The 18,047-nt window shown below is 62.3% G+C and carries 14 protein-coding genes; 6 read left to right on the forward strand and 8 right to left on the reverse strand.

The genetic code is table 11. The features are described 5' to 3' along the window. Positions 1 to 57 precede the first annotated feature (57 nt). From BUE15_RS14090 to BUE15_RS14100, 3 genes are all read left to right on the forward strand, one after another. Complete coding sequence (locus tag BUE15_RS14090; protein ID WP_073286276.1) at positions 58 to 2,121, forward strand: glycosyltransferase family 2 protein; 2,064 nt, start codon at positions 58 to 60, stop codon at positions 2,119 to 2,121. Between the two features lie 87 nt (positions 2,122 to 2,208). After that, positions 2,209 to 3,429 (forward strand): pyridoxal phosphate-dependent aminotransferase, encoded by a 1,221-nt coding sequence (locus BUE15_RS14095; RefSeq protein WP_073286279.1) that lies wholly within the window; start codon positions 2,209 to 2,211, stop codon positions 3,427 to 3,429. A gap of 149 nt (positions 3,430 to 3,578) precedes the next feature. After that, positions 3,579 to 4,595, forward strand: coding sequence for a bifunctional heptose 7-phosphate kinase/heptose 1-phosphate adenyltransferase (locus BUE15_RS14100; protein WP_073286282.1), 1,017 nt, complete (start codon positions 3,579 to 3,581; stop codon positions 4,593 to 4,595). 4 nt (positions 4,596 to 4,599) lie between these two features. Here BUE15_RS14100 and BUE15_RS14105 read toward each other — a convergent pair whose 3' ends face one another. The 3 genes from BUE15_RS14105 to BUE15_RS14115 form a co-directional block, all read right to left on the reverse strand. Then, on the reverse strand, positions 4,600 to 6,030 hold the full coding sequence (locus tag BUE15_RS14105; protein WP_073286285.1) for a hypothetical protein: 1,431 nt from the start codon (positions 6,028 to 6,030) through the stop codon (positions 4,600 to 4,602). 34 nt (positions 6,031 to 6,064) lie between these two features. Continuing rightward, the gene (gene hemE / locus BUE15_RS14110) at positions 6,065 to 7,099 is read right to left on the reverse strand and encodes a uroporphyrinogen decarboxylase (protein ID WP_073286288.1); all 1,035 of its coding nucleotides are present in this window, start codon (positions 7,097 to 7,099) and stop codon (positions 6,065 to 6,067) included. A gap of 107 nt (positions 7,100 to 7,206) precedes the next feature. Further along, positions 7,207 to 7,833 (reverse strand): MarC family protein, encoded by a 627-nt coding sequence (locus tag BUE15_RS14115; protein WP_073286400.1) that lies wholly within the window; start codon positions 7,831 to 7,833, stop codon positions 7,207 to 7,209. A 224-nt stretch (positions 7,834 to 8,057) separates the two neighbouring features. Here BUE15_RS14115 and purE point away from each other — a divergent pair, with 224 nt between their 5' ends. Both purE and BUE15_RS14125 read left to right on the forward strand, forming a co-directional pair. Continuing rightward, entirely contained in the window at positions 8,058 to 8,540 is a 483-nt protein-coding gene (gene purE / locus BUE15_RS14120; RefSeq protein ID WP_073286402.1) for a 5-(carboxyamino)imidazole ribonucleotide mutase, read from the forward strand. Positions 8,541 to 8,597: 57 nt separating this feature from the next. Continuing rightward, positions 8,598 to 9,770, forward strand: coding sequence for an endonuclease/exonuclease/phosphatase family protein (locus tag BUE15_RS14125; protein ID WP_073286291.1), 1,173 nt, complete (start codon positions 8,598 to 8,600; stop codon positions 9,768 to 9,770). An 11-nt stretch (positions 9,771 to 9,781) separates the two neighbouring features. Here the strand turns inward: BUE15_RS14125 and BUE15_RS14130 are convergent, their stop codons facing one another. Continuing rightward, positions 9,782 to 10,930: an FAD-dependent monooxygenase gene (locus BUE15_RS14130; protein ID WP_073286293.1), complete on the reverse strand. Its 1,149-nt coding sequence runs from the start codon at positions 10,928 to 10,930 to the stop codon at positions 9,782 to 9,784. Positions 10,931 to 11,182: 252 nt separating this feature from the next. On the opposite strand from BUE15_RS14130, the gene BUE15_RS14135 reads away from it, so the two are divergent. Then, entirely contained in the window at positions 11,183 to 11,521 is a 339-nt protein-coding gene (locus BUE15_RS14135) for a hypothetical protein (protein ID WP_139252310.1), read from the forward strand. 124 nt (positions 11,522 to 11,645) lie between these two features. Here BUE15_RS14135 and dnaK read toward each other — a convergent pair whose 3' ends face one another. The 4 genes from dnaK to BUE15_RS14155 form a co-directional block, all read right to left on the reverse strand. After that, positions 11,646 to 13,598, reverse strand: coding sequence for a molecular chaperone DnaK (gene dnaK / locus BUE15_RS14140; RefSeq protein ID WP_073286299.1), 1,953 nt, complete (start codon positions 13,596 to 13,598; stop codon positions 11,646 to 11,648). A gap of 203 nt (positions 13,599 to 13,801) precedes the next feature. Next, entirely contained in the window at positions 13,802 to 14,728 is a 927-nt protein-coding gene (locus tag BUE15_RS14145; protein ID WP_170865270.1) for an alpha/beta hydrolase, read from the reverse strand. Between the two features lie 23 nt (positions 14,729 to 14,751). Then, entirely contained in the window at positions 14,752 to 15,678 is a 927-nt protein-coding gene (locus BUE15_RS21340; RefSeq protein WP_084549062.1) for a pseudouridine synthase, read from the reverse strand. Positions 15,679 to 15,836: 158 nt separating this feature from the next. Then, complete coding sequence (locus tag BUE15_RS14155; RefSeq protein ID WP_244535952.1) at positions 15,837 to 17,909, reverse strand: VWA domain-containing protein; 2,073 nt, start codon at positions 17,907 to 17,909, stop codon at positions 15,837 to 15,839. Positions 17,910 to 18,047: the final 138 nt, after the last annotated feature.

Raw genomic sequence — 18,047 nt, forward strand, 5'->3', positions numbered from 1 at the left:
CGGCGGTACTCCGTAACTTTCGCTCTTTCTACCCACCCGTCCGCGCTGCCGCTCCCTGTGAAGCTTTCCGTTGTCATTGTCAACTACAATGTCTGCTACTTTCTGGAGCAGGCGCTGCTGTCGGTGCGGCGGGCGGTGGAGAAGCTGGGGCAGCCGGTGGAGGTATTTGTGGTGGATAATAACTCCGTGGATGGCTCCGTGGCCATGGTGAAGGCCCGGTTCCCGGAAGTTATTCTCATCGAAAACAAGGACAATCCGGGCTTCTCGAAGGCCAACAACCAGGCCCTGCGCATTGCCACAGGAGAGTATCAGCTGCTGCTGAACCCCGATACGGTAGTGGAGGAGGACACGTTCCGCATCTGCTGCGAGTTCATGGACGCGCACCCCAACACGGGCGGGCTGGGGGTGAAGATGCTGGACGGGCAGGGCAAGTTTCTGCCGGAAAGCAAGCGCGGCCTGCCTACGCCGTGGGTAGCCTTCTACAAGATTTTCGGGCTGGCCAAGCTGTTTCCCAGGTCACGCCGGTTCGGGCGCTACCACCTCGGCTTCCTCGACAAAGACCAGACCCACGAAATAGAAGTGCTGAGCGGGGCCTTCATGCTCATGCGCAAAGCCACCCTCGACCAGGTGGGCCTGCTCGATGAAGACTACTTTATGTACGGCGAGGACATTGATCTGTCGTACCGTATCACGCAGGGCGGCTGGCAAAACCACTACCTGCCCACCACGCGCATCATCCATTACAAGGGGGAAAGCACCAAGCGCACGAGCGTGAACTATGTGTTCGTGTTCTACCGGGCCATGGTGATTTTCGCGCAGAAGCACTTTGCGCCGGGCCGGGCCGGCACCTTCTCGCTGCTGATCAACGCGGCTATCTGGCTGCGGGCCGGTGCGGCCGTAGCCGAGCGGCTGCTCACCCAGGCGGCTCCCGTACTGCTGGATGCCGGCCTGATTTACGGCGGCATGTATTTTCTGAAAACCTACTGGGAGCAGAACCACAAATACGTGCCCACAGCCTACCCGCCGCAGTTTATGCTGCTGGCGGTGCCGGCCTATATTGCCGTGTGGCTGAGCGCGGCCTACCTCAGCGGCGCCTACGACAAGCCCACCAAAACCGCCCGCATCGTGCGCGGCATCTTCGTGGGCACGGTCCTGATTTCGGCCATCAGCAACTTCTTCGATGCCTGGCGCTTCTCGAAAGCGCTGATCATTCTGGGGGGCGTGTGGGCCGTAATGGCGTTGGTGGGGCGGCGGCTGGTGGCGCATTTCCTGCGCTACCGCGACTTGCGCCTCTCGGAGCGCCGGCAGAAAAACGTGGCTATTGTGGGTTCCTCGGCTGAGAGCCAGCGGGTACGCCATCTGCTGGAACAGGCCGCGGTGCAGGCCCGCATCATCGGCTATATCACGCCGCAGGAACAGGAAGCAGCGCCTACCAGGGCCGCTGAGCCTGCGCCGGCTTCTGTGTATCCGGCTGGCTACGGTGCGGCCGCTACGGCGCTGCTGGAACCCGAACCGATGGTAGCCGCCTCACCCGATGATCTGCTGGGCGAAGTGCGGCAGCTGGACGAAATTATCCGCATCTATGCCTTGGATGAGCTGATTTTCTGCGGCCGCGACCTGTCGGCCAGCCAGATCATCAGCCTCATGGTGAGTTTGCCGCAACAGCCGCCCGTAGCTTTCAAAATTCTGCCCCAGGACAGCGAGTACATCATCGGCAGCTCTTCCAAAGACTCGCCCGGCGACTATTACACGCTCGATATTACCCTCAACCTGTTTCGGCCCGAGCAGGTGCGCAACAAGCGGCTACTTGATATTGTGACCAGCCTGCTGCTGCTGCTGGGCGCGCCGCTGCTGCTGTGGCTGCAGCAGCAGAAAGGCGGCTTTTTGCGCAACTGCCTGCGCGTGCTGACCGGCTCCCGCACCTGGGTGGGCCTGCGCTACGCGGCCGCACCGCAGCGGCTGGCCCGCGCTATCCTGTCGCCGGCCGATGTGGCCCAGGCCGCCGCGCCCCTCACGGCTGCTACACGCCGCCGCCTGGAGCTGCTTTATGCCAAAGACTATGAGCCCGGCACCGACCTGCGCATTCTGCTGCGCCGCTTCCGCTGGCTGGGCCAGGAGTAGTGCCCTGAGCCTGTTTCTGCCCCTCCGAAAGACTTTCGCGCCACTCCCGTACTTTTACTTTCGCCCCTTTCCACTTCCCTAATTCCCATGCCCGACGCTACCACGCTCACGTCTTCCGTACTGTCTGACCGAATCAATGCCATGCAGGAGTCGCAGACTATTGCCATGGCCAAAAAAGCCCGGGAACTGGCCGCGCAGGGCGTAGATGTTATCAGCCTGAGCTTCGGAGAGCCTGACTTTCAGACCCCGCAATACATCAAGGACGCCGCCAAAAAAGCCCTCGACGACGGCTTCACGTTCTACACGCCCGTGCCCGGCTACCCCGACCTGCGCCAGGCCATCTGCGACAAGCTGCAGCGCGACAACCAGCTCGACTACAAGCCCGAAAACATTGTGGTGAGCACCGGCGCCAAGCAGGCGCTGGCCAACGCCGTGCTCAGCCTGATAAATCCCGGCGACGAGGTGATTGTGTTTGCGCCCTACTGGGTGAGCTACGAGGAAATGGTGCGGCTGGCCGAAGGCACCACCGTCACGCTGATGGGGACGCTGGAAAACGACTTCAAAGTGACGGCGCAGGAGCTGGAAGCAGCCATTACGCCCCGCACCAAGCTCATCATGTACTCTTCGCCCTGCAACCCCACCGGCTCGGTATTCTCGCGGGAAGAGCTGGCGGCCATTGCCGAGGTGGTAGCCCGCTATCCGCAGGTGCATGTACTGGCCGATGAGATTTACGAGTACATCAATTTCGTGGGCGAGCATGTGAGCATGGCGCAGTTCCCCGCCATCAAGGACCGGGTAATCACCGTGAACGGCTTCTCCAAGGGCTACGCCATGACGGGCTGGCGCATTGGCTACCTGGCGGCCCGCCGGGAAATTGCCAGTGCCTGCGAGAAGATGCAGAGCCAGATTACGTCCGGTACCTGCTCCATCACGCAGCGGGCGGCGCTGGCGGCGCTGCAGGGCGGCCGCAGCTCCGCCGACGAAATGGTGGCCGCCTACCGCCGCCGCCGCGACCTGGTGCTGGCGCTGTGCCAGGATATTCCGGGCTTCCGCACGCCAACTCCCAGCGGGGCTTTCTACGTTTTTCCTGATGTGTCGGGCTATTTCGGCAAAACCACGCCCAGCGGCGACGTTATCGGCACGGCCTCGGACCTGGCCATGTTCATGCTCAACGATGGGCACGTAGCAGCCGTGGACGGGGCTGCTTTCGGGGCACCGAACTGCATGCGGTTCAGCACTGCCGCCGCCGATGAAAAGCTGCGCGAAGCCTTCATCCGCATCAAAAACTGCCTGGCGAAGCTGCAATAGTTTCCGCAGAAGCGTACAACAGGGCCCCGAGCGAGGATATACCTCTTGCCGGGGCTTTTTTGCGTGGGGCCGGGTGCGGCGTGGGCAGCAGCAGGCATCATTGCGGTCTGCGGTTTACCTTTGCGGCTTCTTCCCCTGAACCCGCTCTGATGCCCGTTGCCGCCGTACCGCCCGCTTCGCTACCCGACCTGTTTGCCGCTTTCAACCAGCTGACCGTGCTGATTGTGGGCGACGTGATGATGGATGCCTACGTGTGGGGCAAGGCTGCGCGCCTTTCGCCGGAGGCCCCGGTGCCGGTCGTGAATGTGAGCCGCACGGAGCAGCGCCTCGGCGGAGCTGCCAACGTGGCCCTGAACGTGCAGGCGCTGGGCGCTACGCCACTGCTATGCGCCGTGATAGGCCAGGACCAGGGCGGCGACCAGCTGCTGGAGCTGCTGCAAAGCAACAACCTTTCCGCCCAAGGCATTGTGCGTTCCGGGCACCGCCCCACCACCGTCAAGCAGCGCATTCTGGCGCACGGCCAGCAGCTGCTGCGCATCGACTCGGAAGTGGAAACCGACCTGAATGCGGCGGAAGACACGGACCTTACTGCCCGCTTCGAGCTGCTGCTAAGCCGCGCCGATGTGGTCATTTTCGAGGACTACGACAAAGGTGTCCTCAGCGAAACCAGCATTCAGCACTTCATTCAGCTGGCCCGGCAGCGTGGCATTCCCACGGTAGTCGATCCGAAGAAAAAGAACTTTCTGGCCTACCGCAACTGCACGCTGTTCAAGCCCAATCTGAAGGAGCTGCGCGAGGGACTGAAGCTGGAGTTTGGGGATACGGAGGCCGACCGGCCGGATTTTGAGGCGGCTGTGGCCCGGCTGCGCGAGGTGCTGACTCCGGAAATTGTGCTGGTAACTCTTTCGGAGCGGGGCGTATTCGTGGAAAACGGCGAGCTGACGCGCACCTACATTCCGGCGCACCTGCGCAGCATCTCCGACGTGTCGGGCGCCGGCGACACGGTTATCAGCATTGCGGCGCTGTGCGTGGCGCTGGGCCTGCCGGCACCCGTTACGGCGGCGCTGGCCAACCTGGGCGGCGGGCTGGTGTGCGAGCAAGTAGGCGTAGTGCCGATTGAAAAAAGCCTGCTGCTGGCCGAAGCCCAGGAAAAACGCGTGCTCTAGCGGACTACTGCGGCACCGCCAGCCGCACCGAATCGACGCCGAACCACGCGGCCAGCCGCGTATTCACGCCAAAGCCACACATCGGCGACACGTCATCGGGAGGAATAAAGAGCAGGCGGTTGGTAAGGGGTGGGAGCGGAGCCAGTTGCAGGGTGGTGTGCGGCGTGTGGCGGCCAGCCTGGCACAGCTTGTCGAAGCGCTGCTGCCACTGCCGGGCAAACTCCGGCGCATCGTGGCGCAGGTCGAGGGTGGCGCGGGCAGCGGGCTGCAGCATAACTACCACCAGCACCAGACTCAGCAGAATCCGAACCGAGGGCGACGCGACGCGCGCCTGCTGCGGGTTGGTGGGCAGGCTCGCCCATGCTGCTACCAGCCAGCCCAGCAGCCACCACCACACCATGATATTCGTGGCCCTAGGAATGAGCGGCACCCGCGCCCACATCAGCGCATAGGGCACGGTGCCCAGCACCACGCCACCTACCAACACGGCCGCGCCCAGCAACAGCGGCAAGCGCAGGCCGGGCGGCCGCGCCGGCAGAATTCGTACTGCCAGCGGCCCGAAAACCAGCACCAGCACCGGAATTACCAGCATGGCAGGCTCCACAAACAGGTAGCGCAGCAGCACGGCCAGACGCGAGGCCGCCTCCTGCACCGACGCGGCCGGTACCAGTGCGCCATCCAGCTCCTGCCGGGCCGAGTTGCCCGGAGCCAGCACCGACAGGGTGCCAAAAACCAGCAGAAGAATGCCTAAGCCAACCCACACGCGCAGGCTAAACCATTGCCGCCGGTGCAGGCTGAGGCCGGCGCCTAGCAGCATGACTAACCCCAGCAGCATAATGGTCAGCTCGTTGGCGCCGGCTGCGGCTATGGTGCCCAGGCCGGCGGCCAGTCCCCAGGCTTTCCGGGCAGCGGCACGCGGTGCCCGGTGCAGGCGCTCAACGGCCAGCGGCACCAGCACCAGCAGCCAGGCAGCCACATGGTACACTACTATTTCGGTGAAGTAGTACAGCGCCGAAAACTTGTACGGAGCCAGCGCCACGTACAGCAGCGCCAGACCGGTGGCCAGCACGGCGGCTTCCCGGCGGCGCATCTGCCTCCCCGCCAACACCCGAACGGCCACATACAGCACCGCCACCCGCAGCACCTGGCTCAGAAGGGCCGTGAGCTGCACGCCTTCCAGCCAGCCGTAGCTGAGCGGGTTAGCCACGAACAGCAGCAGATTGGTGAAGTAGCGCCCCGACCAGTTCAGAAATAGGTACGGCTGCGCGCCCCACAACCCATGCGTCTGCACATCCGTCGAAACCGAGAAGTCGCACAGAAACGGCTGGTTGTAGAAGCACAGAGCCAGCAGCGGCAGCCACGCCAGCAGCAGGCCCGCTGCCAGCAGCGCCACGCGGTGCGCTTTGGCCCAGAGGAAAAGGCGCTTGAATGGCATGAGTATCAGCGAGGCCGCGTTGCCCGTTTTCTGGTTAGCCGCGCAGCTTCGGGCTGTATTCCTTCACCGTCTCGATGAACACCTTCACGTTGTCGGGGTTGGTGTCGGGGTACACGCCGTGGCCCAGGTTGGCAATGTGGCGGTACGGGCCGAACTGGTCGAGCATAGCAATGGTGGCGGCGCGCACCTGCGCGGGCGTACCGTAGAGGGCACAGGGGTCGAGGTTGCCCTGCAGCGTTTTATCGCCCACGAGCGGACGCACGGTGCGCGCATCCTGGTTCCAGTCGAGGCCGATGGTGCGGCAAGGGAGCTGCGCGAAGTCCTCCACGGCCCAGAATGCACCTTTGGCAAACACCGTAACGGGCACCGTAGAACTAGCGGCGCAGATTTCGGCAATGTAGCGGCTGCTGAACTCCTGGTAGTGTGCCGGGGGCAGAATGCCGGCCCATGAATCAAACACCTGCACGATATTGGCTCCGGCTTCCACCTGCGCTTTCAGGTAGGCAATGGTAGTGTCCGTGATTTTGCGCAGCAGCGCGTGCGCCAGCTCCGGCTCCTGGTAGAGCATGCGGCGGGCTTTGCTGAAGGTTTTGGAGCCGTGGCCCTCCACCATATACGCCAGAATAGTCCAGGGCGCGCCCGCAAACCCAATCAGCGGCACGCGGCCGTTCAGGGCACGCTTGGTCACGCGGATGGCTTCCAGCACGTAGGCCAGGTGCTCCTCGGGGTCGGCAATGCGCATGCGCTCCACATCGCGCGCCGACTTGATGGTTTCCGGAAACAGCGGGCCGCGGGCTTCTACCATCTCATAGGTCAGGCCCATGGCTTCGGGCACTACCAGAATGTCGGAGAAGATGATGGCGGCGTCCACGTCCAGCGCGTCTACGGGCTGAATGGTGACTTCAGCCGCCAGATCGGGGGTTTCTACCAGCTCTTTGAAGCCACTGAGGCGGGCGCGCAGGGCACGGTATTCGGGCAGGATGCGGCCGGCCTGGCGCATCAGCCATACAGGAGTGCGCTCGGTTTCTTCGCCACGGGCGGCACGGAGGAGGAGGTCGTTCTTCAGCATAGGAGCGGCAAAGATAACAGGCCGCTTTCGGCATTGCGCCTGAGCACGCTGAATCCTGGTCAAACTTATTGCCGACTCCTAGAAACTAGTGAGCAGATGCCGTACTTCTACCGGCTCAGCCCCGGAAACAGCGCGGCAATAGCCGTAGCCAGGAAATTCACCCCGATGGCCAGCGTCAGGAAGCCCATGATGCGGGCCAGCGCTGCCATGCCGGGCCGGCCCAGAAACCGGGTCAGGCGCAACGACGACATCAGGATGATGTAAGCCGCCAGCGCTACCAGGCAGAAGCCCAGCACAATCAGGCCCATGTCGGGGAAGGTGAGCTTTTGTGTGAACAGGCCGATGCAGACGGCCATGGAGCCCGGCCCCGAGAGCATGGGCATGGCCAGCGGCGTGAAGCTGATGTCTTCTTTGTGCATGCTTTCCTCCAGCGTCGCATCCGAGACTTTGGCGCGGTTGCCGCCGGGCGTCAGCAAATCGAAGGCGGAGCGCATGAGCAGGATGCCGCCCGCAATGCGCAGATGGTGAATGTTGATGCCGAAAAAGTTGAGCACGTACTGCCCCGCGAAAAATGAGACCATCAGCACGCCCACCATATAAAAGCACGCCCGCAGCGCCACTGCGCCCCGGTGCGCGGGCGTATCGTCTTCGGTGAGGGTGAGAAACACCGGCATGGCCCCGAAGGGGTTCACGACCGAGAACAGCGTGGTGAAGGTGGCGAGCAGAATTTCCATAGGGGCGCGCAGAGGGAGAGAGTAAAGGTACGAGCCTTTGAAAATCAGCAAGCAGGGAAAAAGCTATGTTTGGCAGATTAACCGTAGCGACGGTGCCGCGTAGAAGCCAATCCCGGCAGGTCTGTCCTGTTTTCTCTCTTTCTCCCATGAGTACCATCCTTCCAGCTCCCGCTCCGGCGGCTGAAACGCCGGCTCCTTCCGATACGCCTTTGGTGGGCATCATCATGGGCTCGCAGTCCGACCTGAAAATCATGTCGGCGGCGGCCGAGCTGCTGCGGCAGTTCGGGGTCACGTATGAAATTACGCTGGTGTCGGCTCACCGCACGCCGCACCGCCTCGTGGAATACGCCGAAACGGCCCGTAAGCGCGGCCTGCGCGTGATTATTGCGGGTGGCGGGGGCGCGGCCCACCTGCCCGGTATGGTGGCCTCGTTCACCACGCTGCCGGTTATCGGGGTGCCCATCAACTCGGCTACTTCCATCCAGGGGCTCGATTCCATCCTGTCGATGCTGCAGATGCCGGCCGGGGTGCCCGTGGCCACGGTGGCGCTGGAAGGTGCTACCAACGCCGCCGTGCTGGCCACCCAAATGCTGGCCCTGAGCAATGCGCGCCTCGCCGATGTACTGGAAAAGTACCGCACCTCGCTCAAGGATAAGGTTATGCGTACCATTGAGGAATTGCGCAAAGGCGGTTTCAGCGACGACTAAGCCGAGTTCCGCCCGTTTCTGCCGCTCGCTCTCCCTTCTCTCCCTACCACACCACTAGTGCCCGACTTCGCTACTCTTCCTCTCTGGCTCACCTTCCTGCATGGCCTGAATCTGCTGCTGACCGTGGCTACGCTGGTGGCTACGCTGCTGCCTTTGCTGAAAGAAACGGCCTGGTGGATCCGGATATTCGACTTTCCGCGCCTGCAGATTGTGGCCGTGGCACTGGTCACTATTGGGGGCGGGCTGCTGCTGGGCTGGCATGAACTGCCGGACTATTGGGGCCTGGGCGCCCTGGGGGCGCTGCTGGGGGCCGTGCTGTACCAGTGGTTCCGCATCATGCCCTACACACGTCTGGCCAGCAAGCAGGTTGGCGACAGCACGCTCAAAGACGGGGAGCGGCACCTGAGTCTGGCTGTGATGAACGTGCTGCAGTACAACAAGCAGGGCGACAAGGCGCTGGCCGTGCTGCAGGACATTGACCCCGACGTTATTATGGCCGTCGAAACGGACCAGTGGTGGTATGAGCAGCTCAAGCCGCTGGAGCAAACCCACCCCTACACCTGCCACGAGCCCCTCGACAACACCTACGGCCTGCTGTTTTTCTCGCGCCTGCCCCTGGAAAACTGTGTGGTGAAATACCTGCTCGATGATGATGTGCCTTCGCTGCACACCCGCGTGCAGCTGCGCGACGGCCAGACCTGGGTCCGCCTGTTTGGCCTGCATCCCAAGCCGCCGGCGCCCGCCGAGTCCAAAACCAGCACCAAGCGCGACGCGGAGCTGCTGCTGGTAGGGAAGGAGATTGAAAAGTGCGAAGAGCCCACCATCGTATTCGGCGACATGAACGACGTGGCCTGGTCGCACACGTCCGAGCTGTTCCGGCGCATCAGTGGCCTGCTCGACCCGCGGGTGGGCCGCGGCCTGCTGCCCACTTTCCACGCCGAATATTCGCTGCTGCGCTGGCCCCTCGACCACGTGTTTGTATCGCCTGATTTCAAGGTGGACGACATGGAGCGACTGCCCTACGTCGGGTCCGACCATTTCCCCATCTACATCAAGCTCAGCTACGAGCCCCACGACAAGGCCGAGCAGGAGGCAAATGCCGAGGAGGCCGATGCCGACGACCATGTGGAGGCCGTTGAGAAAATCAAGGAGGGTTTTGAGGAGGAAGACGAAGAAGAGGCCGAAGAAGCCGCCAACCCCAACCGCCCCAAAAAGGAGCTGACAACGTAAGTGCCGGCCGGCTACAGGTCCTCATAAAGCCAGGCCATCTGGCTGCGGCTTACGGCGGCCGGCAGGAGCCGCATGACAGTATTACGCAGGGAGGTCAGCAGCGGGTTTTCGAGCTGCCCAACGCGGCCCAACTGCCAGGAAGTGCGCACAATGCGCGTAGTACGCGGCAGGCGCCGCTGCTCAAAACGACGGAAGGCAGCCGGCAAAGCGGGGTGCGCGGCCATGCACCGGGCCAGCACGGCGGCATCTTCAACGGCCATGCCCGCGCCCTGGCCCAGGTTGGGCGTTGTGGCGTGGCCGGCATCACCGAGGAGCAGTACGCGGCCGTAGGCGAGGTGGGAGAGGGGCCTGAGGTCCAGAATGTCGTTCCAGAGAAGCCGGTCGGCGCGGGTCAGGTGCAGCAGGTCCGGAATGGGCGCCGGAAACCCGGCAAATTCGCGCTGCAGATCCGCTAGGTGGTAGGCGCGGAACGTGGAGGAGTGGGGCTGCGGGCTGTTCAGGCAGGCAAACCAATACACGCGCCCCTCACCAACCGGCACGTACCCAAACCGCCGCCCACTGTTGCCCCACACCTCACACGACTCACCAGCCGGCAGCCCCAACGATGCCGCATCGGCCACGGCCCGCCAGCAGGTGTAGCCGGCATAGCGCGGAGTGGCGGATGGCAGGAGCTGCCGGCGCACACGCGAGTGAATGCCGTCGGCGGCCAGTAGGGCGTCGGCAGTGGCGCTGCTGCCATCCGCAAACCAGACCTTCACGCCCGTAGCCTCTTCCTCGAATCGTTCCAGCGCACAGCCCAGTTGCACAGTGCCGGCTGGCAGTTCCGCCAGTAATGCCCGCTGCAGTTCGGCCCGATGAATGCCCAGGTTGTCGAAGCCCAGACGCTGCGTGAAAACCGACGTGTCGGCTGTTTGCAGCAGGCGGCCCGACTGCTCGCGCAGGTCGAGGCGCGTGACCGGGACGCCGTGGGGGCGTATGGCGTCGTGCAGGCCTAGCTCGCTCAATGCCCGCATAGCATTAGCGCCCAGCACGAGGCCCGCGCCTACTTCGCGCAGCTCCGGCGCCGCTTCATACACATGCACTGTGTGGCCTAGCCGGAGTAGCGCATGCGCCGCTGCCAGGCCACCAATGCCGCCGCCGATAATGATGATGTGTGCCATAGCTGCAAGAAAGCACTGCCACGCTAAGTGCAGCGGGCTTAAGTAGAGTAAGCACTGATTCTGCAAGGAAAATAGCTTCCACAGTTGAGGTATGTGTGTTTTGGTGGCCTATTTTGTTAATATTTACTGATCTTCCTTTTCCTGAGCAACCCAACCATACTATGCCGCTTTCCTTCGCGCAGCCACGCCTGCGGATTTATTTTTGAGAATGCTGTAGGCAAACTGCTCGAGCATCCTGATGGCTACGCGGTGGTGAAGTACAACGCCGGCAAGCGCCAGTTTGAAGAACTTCAGGCATTCCTGACGCACGCCAGCACCCTGCTCCATACGTGCGGCTGGCACAAGCTCCTCGGCGACCAGCGCGCAATGGTAGCTTTCACAGAGGAGGAGCGTCTCTGGATCAATAATAACTGGTTGACGGATGCTCATAATAAGGACAAAGCCATTTACGCCGCCATCCTGATTGCGCACGACGTATTTGCCCGGCTCTCGATGAACCTGGTCATGACACAGAATAAAGAGTCGTCACTGACATATCGTTTATTTGAAGACGAAACGGCTGCGGCTGCCTGGCTACAGCAACTGGCGTAGCTGCGGCTTTACTCCTGGAGAAGCTGTTCACACTTTTCAACAAAAAAGGCCCGGAGCACATTGCTCCGGGCCTTTTTTGTTGCACCCGAATCAGGCTGACACTGAAATCAGCGCTGAGGCAGGCTTACTTCTTGCCGTCTACTTCTTCGTAGTCAACGTCCGTCACGTTGTCGTGCGGCTGGCCCTGCTGGCCGTTGCCACCGGGCTGGCCGGCACCACCGAAGGGGTTGCCACCGTCTGCGCCGGGCTGGCCATCGGCACCGCCCTGGGTAGCGGCGTACATTTCCTGCGAAGCCGCCTGCCACGCCGTGTTGATGGCTTCCATAGCCGTATCGATCTGGCTGATGTCTTTGCTCTCGTGGGCCTTCTTCAGGTCAGCCAGCGCATTTTCAACGGCCGTTTTGTTGCCGGCGCTCAGCTTGTCGCCGTACTCATTCAGTTGCTTTTCCGTCTGGAAAATCATCGAGTCGGCCGCGTTGATTTTGCCGATACGCTCGGTTTCGGCTTTGTCAGCTTCGGCGTTGGCGGCAGCTTCGTTGCGCATGCGCTCAATGTCAGCGTCCGTCAGGCCGGAAGAGGCTTCAATGCGGATTTTCTGCTCTTTGCCCGTGCCTTTGTCTTTGGCCGATACGTGCAGAATGCCGTTGGCGTCAATGTCAAAGGTTACTTCGATTTGCGGAACACCGCGGGGTGCTGGCGGAATCGAGTCGAGGTGGAAGCGGCCGATGGTGCGGTTCTGCGAAGCCAGCGGACGCTCGCCCTGCAGCACGTGAATCTCTACCGAAGGCTGGTTGTCGGAAGCCGTCGAGAAAGTCTCGGACTTCTTGGTCGGGATGGTCGTGTTCGACTCGATAAGCTTGGTCATCACGCCGCCCATCGTCTCGATACCGAGCGACAGAGGCGTTACGTCGAGCAGGAGCACATCCTTCACTTCACCGGTCAGTACACCGCCCTGGATGGCAGCGCCCACGGCTACTACTTCGTCGGGGTTTACGCCCTTCGAAGGCTTCTTGCCGAAGAACTTCTCAACTTCTTCCTGAATGCGCGGAATACGCGTCGAGCCACCTACCAGGATTACTTCGTCGATATCGGAAGTGCTCAGGCCGGCGTCTTGCAGCGCTTTTTTGCAGGGCTCCATCGAGCGGCGCACCAGCGAGTCAGCCAGCTGCTCGAACTTCGCACGGCTCAGCTTTACCACCAGGTGTTTCGGGCCCGAAGCGGTAGCCGTTACGTAGGGCAGGTTGATTTCCGTTTCCGTCGACGACGACAGCTCTACTTTGGCTTTCTCAGCGGCTTCTTTCAGGCGCTGGAGGGCCATAGCGTCTTTGCGCAGGTCGAGGCCTTCGTTTTCGCTGGCGAAGGTTTCGGCCAGGAAGTTGATGATAACCTGGTCGAAGTCGTCGCCGCCGAGGTGGGTGTCACCGTTGGTGCTCAGTACTTCGAATACGCCGTCGCCGAGCTCCAGGATGGAAATATCGAACGTACCACCGCCGAGGTCATACACGGCAATCTTCTGGTCTTTGTGCTTCTTATCGAGGCCGTACGCCAGCGCTGCTGCCGTCGGCTCGTTGATGATGCGCTTTACATCGAGGCCGGCAATGGCACCGGCTTCTTTGGTGGCCTGACGCTGGGCATCGTTGAAGTAAGCAGGTACCGTAATAACGGCTTCCGTCACGGGCTGGCCCAGGTAGTCTTCGGCGGTCTGCTTCATCTTCTGCAGAACCATGGCCGAAATTTCCTGCGGCGTATACTGCCGGTCGCCAATCTGTACGGCTACCGTGTTGTTGGAGCCTTTTACCAGCTGGTACGAAACGTTTTTGGCTTCTTCGGTTACTTCACCAAAGCCGCGGCCCATAAAACGCTTGATTGACTGAAGCGTGTTGGTAGGGTTGGTAATGGCCTGACGCTTAGCGGGGTCACCTACTTTACGTTCGCCTTTACCGTTGTCGAGGAACGCCACGATGGAGGGAGTCGTGCGGCGGCCTTCGCTGTTCGGAATTACCACCGGCTCGTTGCCTTCCATTACGGCCACGCACGAGTTGGTGGTGCCGAGGTCAATACCGATTATTTTGCCCATTTGACTGGTTATTGTTAGGAGTTGGAGTGTCAGATACTAGGTGCGAATTACTCGCATCGGGGGAATTACAAGACGCGTACCAGCCCCGGAAAAAGCCTTTTTTCGTGACAGATTGTCACTTTGCCAGATCAGTCAGGAAAGATTTGCGACGGACTGGCTTTTACGCAAAAGCTCAACCGGAGATACGCTGACAGGTGGGCAGATTACTGTTGCCTTAGGAACTCCTGAATCGTCTGCTCCCACAGTTGCCAATGTTTCCACCAATACGGCTCGTGGCCGGAACGCGGGAAATCCTGCCGCTGCTTGGGGCCACGCAGGGCCGCATAAATGGCGTCCGTTTCGGAGCGGGTGACGCGCGGATCGGCGTCGCCCCACAGCAACAGGGTAGGAGTGGTGGGGCGGGTGGCGTACGCCGTAGCGTTGAGGTCGAAGGCCCAGAAGTTGTTTTCCACCCCGCCCCAGAACACCAGCAGGTTAGCCATCGGAAAGGGAGGGACGTGCATGGAGCGGAAGCGGTTTTGGGCGGTCTGCAGCATGGAGCCGTAGGGGCATTCCAGTACGTTGGCGGTGGGCTGCACGCCTAGCTCCGCTTCGGCCCGCAGCGTGGCCACGGCCCCCATCGAGTTGGCATAAATAAATACCGCGCCGGGCCGCCGCTGCAGCCAGCGCACGACGGCGGCCACGTCTTCGGCCTCATGATGGCCCACTGTGCAGACGTTGCCATCGGAGCCGCCGTTGCCGGCAAAATCGGTGAGTAGCACGTTGTAGCCGAAACGACGGAAGGTGGCAGCTTCGGTCAGGAGCTTGCTTTTGGAACTGGTGTAGCCATGAAACAGCGCCACTGTGCCGCGCGCATCCGGCACGGCACTATACCACGACTCCAGCCGCCCGTTGGGACTGGACAGGTAGAGCGTAACGTATGGAAAGTCGGGGCGGGCCTGGTTGACGGGCCTGGGGTTTTTGATGCCGGTCAGGAGTACCCACAGCTTCTGCGGGGCCGTGAGTTGCTCGAGGTTGCCGGTGTGCGTGCCGGCTTCCACAACGAAGTGCGTGAAGCGCCACGCGTGAAAAGCGGCCACCACGTTCAGCGCCAGAAACCCCAGGGCCAGCAGGAGCAAGGCCAGCCGCACCCGGCGGCTAACTGGCCCCGGCACTAGCCACGCCCGCCGGAACGGCCACCGCCCGCCGGGCCGGGCTTACGCCCTGCACCGCGCCCCGCCGATTTAGGGCCAGGCTTGCTGCCGGTTTTGCCGGGCGTGGAGTTGCCCGCCGGTTTGCCGCCAGCCGGCTTGGCCTTAAAGGTACCGCCACCGTTGCGGCCCGCGTCGCGGCTGCCAGGGCGTGAGTTGCCACCCGCAGTTTTGCCACTGGCCTGGCCGCCAAACCCGCCCCGGTTGTAGCCCCTGGCGCTGTTCTGGCCGCCTTTAGCAGAGGCAGGGCGGATACCACCGGGCCAGTATTCGGTGCCTTTGTTCGGCGTTTTGAAGGTGCCGGCCGCGGCCGTCTGGGCGGCCATGTCCTCGCGCAGAGCCTGCACCTCGTCGGTGGTCAGCTCGCGCCACTTGCCGGGCTGGAGCGCTCCTACTTCCATATCGGCAATGCTGATGCGCACGAGGCGTAGGGTAGGATAGCCCACGGCGGCCGTCATCTTGCGCACCTGCCGGTTCATGCCCTGCGAAATGCGAATCTGAACCCAACTGGTGGGAATGTTGGCCCGGAACCGGACTGGCTTGCTTCGTTCCCAAAGCTCAGGCGCATCAGGGAGCAAAGCCACCTCGGCGGGCGTGGTGTAGCCGGTTTTAAGGTCTACGCCGCGACGCAGGTTTTCCAGTGCTTCTTCGGTCGGAATGCCTTCCACCTGCACCCAATACGTTTTCGGCACCTTAAAGCGGGGCTCCGAGAGGCGGTGCTGCAGCTGCTTGTCGTCGGTGAGCAGCACGAGGCCTTCGGAGTCGTAATCGAGGCGGCCAACGGGGTAGATGTTGGGCACGGCCACGAAATCCTTGAGTGTTTGGCGGCCGGCTTCGTCGGTAAACTGGGTGAGAACTTCGTAGGGCTTGTTGAGCAGAATGTAGCGCATGGCGCAAAGGTACCACGCATTATTACGCTACAAGATTACCGTGCGGTGGAAACGCAATATTTTGCGCCTGGTGGCTGGACAGCCGGAACCATGCCGGCTAAGCCCAGCAACAAGGAGACGCAAAATAGTGCGTCTCTATACCGGGCAAGTGCGAATCTCTACACGCCGCCCGAATACTTGCGGGTGGCCCACTCGGCCGTAATCAGGGCCAGAATCAGGAAAAACAGCCACTTCAGATTGATGAGGTCCTTGAGGTCTTCCTGCGCGTAGATTATCGGCTTGTAGTCGGCCTTCAGAATATCGTCGGTGAGCTGCTGGAACTGCTGCGGATAGTAGAGCCGCGAGCCGCTGCGGCGGGCCAGCTGATACAGCAGATTGTGGTCGGCGCGGCTTTGCAGGGCTTCCAGCTGCTGCTCCTGCACCAGTACTTCGCCGCGGTCCTGCTGGGCCTGGCCAGCCAGCGTGGCGCGGGCGGTGTAGCGGTAGAGGCCGCCGGGCAGCGCGCCCAAATGCAGCGGGGTGCCATCTTCGGCGTTGGTATACGTGAAGGTGCGGGTTTTCTGCTGCTCGTCGGTGAGCGTAAGCGTGATTTGCTGCCCGTAAATCCGCTCGAAAATGGCGTTGTAGGTTTCCACCGCAAAGGTCACGTCGTCCTGGCTGCTGAAGGCGTCCTGCGTGGGGTACACGTCGAGGCGCTTCTTGTTGGCGTTCTGGGTCAGGAGCTGCAGCGTGCGGTTCACCATCCGGTCATAGGCCTGGGGCTGGTCGTTGTGCTCCACGGCTTCCTGCAGGCGCCATTGCCAGCTGCCATCGGTGAGCAACGTGGCCTGGCGCTGCTGCGGCGAACCCCCGAATACCAGCAGCGGCTTCTGCGTCCTGAGTCGGCCCACTTGCTGAAACAGCGCCGCCTCGGCCCCGCCACCCAAGTGGTAGTCGCCGAAGGGAACCGGCGCGGGCGGATAAGCGGCAAAGCGCCGCTGGGCCTCTTCCTCGAACGAAAACCGCGAAAAAGCCGAGTTAAGCACAGGCGTCACGTCGTCGGTCTGGGAGCCGCGGGGCTGCACCGTAAGGCCGGTGCCGAGGGCATTGTAGGCATTGAAATCAGACTGCGCGCCCAGCACGTACAGCGCCGGAATGCGGCGGCTGCGCACCTGCGCCAGCACCTCCGCGCCTTCACCGGTGCGGGCCGGCAGCTGGTGCAGAATGGCCACGTCGTAGTCCTGGCCGGCTTTCAGCGGACTGATGCCGGGCAGATACGTGGTCAGGTCGAAGTTGTCGTTTTGCTGGATGGCGGCGCGCAGGGCTTTCAGGTCGGGGTGCGGGGCGGCGCCGGCCAGCAGCACGCGCAGCTTGCCTTTCACAATTTCGATGTAAGCGAATTTGCTGTTGTTGAGCGCCGTAAACTCGCCGGCCTGCTGCTCAATCACCACTTCGTAGCGGCGCTTGCCGGGCGCCGGCGCCACCACCGTAAACGTGGCTTTGGTGCGCCGCTGGCCTGCCGGCAGTGCCACGCGCTGCGTCTGGAGCACGCGGCCATTTTCGCGCAGCTGCACTACGGCCGTACCGCCCGCAAAACCCTCGTAGCTGATGTCGGCTTCGATGGGAAACCGGTTGCCGCTGAATGCCACACGGTTGTAGGTGAGGGCGGGCAGGCTCAGGTCCTTCTTGGGAACCGTGTCGCCGACGGCTACGCTGTAAATCGGGAAGCTGAACTCGGAGTAAGTCGGCGACTGGCCCTGGTTCACGATGCCATCGGAGAGCAGCACTACACCAGCCAGGTTACGTCCGTCATAGGTTTCGCGCACGCTGGTAAGCAGGCCATTGAGGTCGGTGGCCGGGGCGGTGAAGCGCAGCGAATCGGGGCGGGTAGTGGCGCCACCCAGCGGGCGGGTTTCCACTTCGAAGCCTTTGCCGCGCAAGGCGGTTTCCAGCTGCTGCAAGCCGGCTGTGGCCTGCTGCAGCACCGGGGCCGGCGTAAACAGCCCCACCGACTGCGAGTTATCGACGGCCAGCACAATGGTGGGCTTTTCGGTGGTGTTGCTGGTGGTTTTGATGAACGGAGACAGAAGCAGGAAGCACAGCAGGCTCACAACCACGAAGCGCAGCGCGGCCAGCCCGTAGTTCAGGCCCCGGCTCCAGGGCGCCTTCGCCGAGTACAGAAGGGCCGCGTAGCCCGCACCCGCCACGAGGCACAGCAATATCAACCAGGGAGAAGCAGCGACAGAAATCAAAGACGGAAACAGTAGCAGTTGGAACCCAAGAACTCCTAACCAAGCCGGGAAGTTGCTTGCCCTGGGCTGTGCACCCGCGAATAACGGGCTATAGGGCGAAGGTAGGGACTTCCAACCGGGACCGGAAGCGGCCGGCTC

The organism is Hymenobacter psychrotolerans DSM 18569, assembly GCF_900142395.1.
Lineage (GTDB): Bacteria > Bacteroidota > Bacteroidia > Cytophagales > Hymenobacteraceae > Hymenobacter > Hymenobacter psychrotolerans.